Below are 1,262 nucleotides of genomic sequence, written 5' to 3' on the forward strand. Positions count from 1 at the left end.
AAAGGGCACAACATGGCAAAGAGCAAATTTGAGCGGACGAAGCCACACGTAAATGTAGGGACGATTGGTCACGTGGATCATGGCAAGACCACGCTGACGGCGGCGGTGACGATGGTATTGGCGAAGAAATTTGGTGGAGAAGCGAAGAGTTACGCGCAGATTGACTCGGCCCCGGAAGAGAAGGCGCGGGGCATTACCATCAACACCTCTCATGTTGAATACGAGACCAATGCTCGGCATTACGCCCATGTTGACTGTCCTGGCCATGCTGACTACGTCAAGAACATGATAACGGGCGCGGCGCAGATGGATGGGGCGATACTGGTGGTATCGGCCGCGGACGGCCCCATGCCGCAAACGCGCGAACACATTCTGCTGGCGCGCCAGGTGGGCGTGCCCTACATCATCGTCTACATGAACAAAGCCGACATGGTGGACGATGCCGAGTTGCTGGAACTGGTGGAAATGGAAGTCCGCGAACTGTTGTCCAAATACAACTTTCCTGGCGACGACACACCGATCATCATTGGTTCTGCACTGAAAGCCTTGGAAGGGGACCAGAGCGACATAGGCGAGCCCTCCATATTCAAGCTGGCGGACGCGCTGGACAGTTATATACCGGAGCCGGTTCGCGCCATAGACGGCCCGTTCCTGATGCCGGTGGAAGATGTTTTTTCCATTTCCGGACGAGGTACCGTGGTGACGGGCCGGGTTGAGCGTGGCATAGTCAAGGTGGGTGAAGAAATCGAGATTGTGGGTTTGAAGCCGACGCTCAAGACGGTTTGCACGGGCGTGGAAATGTTCCGGAAACTGCTGGATCAGGGGCAGGCGGGCGACAACGTTGGCGTACTGCTGCGTGGCACCAAGCGAGAGGAAGTCGAGCGTGGTCAAGTGTTGTCCAAACCGGGCAGCATCACGCCGCATACCAAGTTTGCCGCGGAGATTTACGTGCTGAGCAAAGAAGAAGGGGGGCGCCACACGCCGTTTTTCCAGGGATACCGTCCCCAGTTTTATTTTCGCACCACTGACGTGACCGGAGCGATAGAGCTGCCGTCGGGAACGGAGATGGTGATGCCTGGGGATAATGTTTCGGTGACGGTGAACCTGATTGCGCCGATTGCCATGGAAGAAGGTCTGCGTTTTGCCATTCGCGAGGGCGGAAGAACCGTCGGTGCGGGCGTGGTGGCAAAGATTATTGAGTAGCGGTAGCCGTTCTTATACTTGACGCATGAGTTTCCTGATTTTCATCTTTGTTTTTGAAG

General features: G+C 55.9%; 1 protein-coding gene. It reads left to right on the forward strand.

Annotation, left to right across the window (positions count from 1 at the left end; all coding sequences use genetic code 11):
• Nucleotides 1-12: 12 nt before the first annotated feature.
• Nucleotides 13-1,203: an elongation factor Tu gene (tuf, locus tag SQ11_RS15180; protein ID WP_041515042.1), complete on the forward strand. Its 1,191-nt coding sequence runs from the start codon at nt 13-15 to the stop codon at nt 1,201-1,203.
• Nucleotides 1,204-1,262: the final 59 nt, after the last annotated feature.

This window comes from Nitrosospira sp. NpAV, from assembly GCF_000832065.1.
Classification (GTDB): domain Bacteria; phylum Pseudomonadota; class Gammaproteobacteria; order Burkholderiales; family Nitrosomonadaceae; genus Nitrosospira.

Bases quoted from the DNA above. Each gene is read 5' to 3' on its own strand.
- tuf (WP_041515042.1), top strand. From the start codon at position 13: ATGGCAAAGAGCAAATTTGAGCGGACGAAGCCACACGTAAATGTAGGG.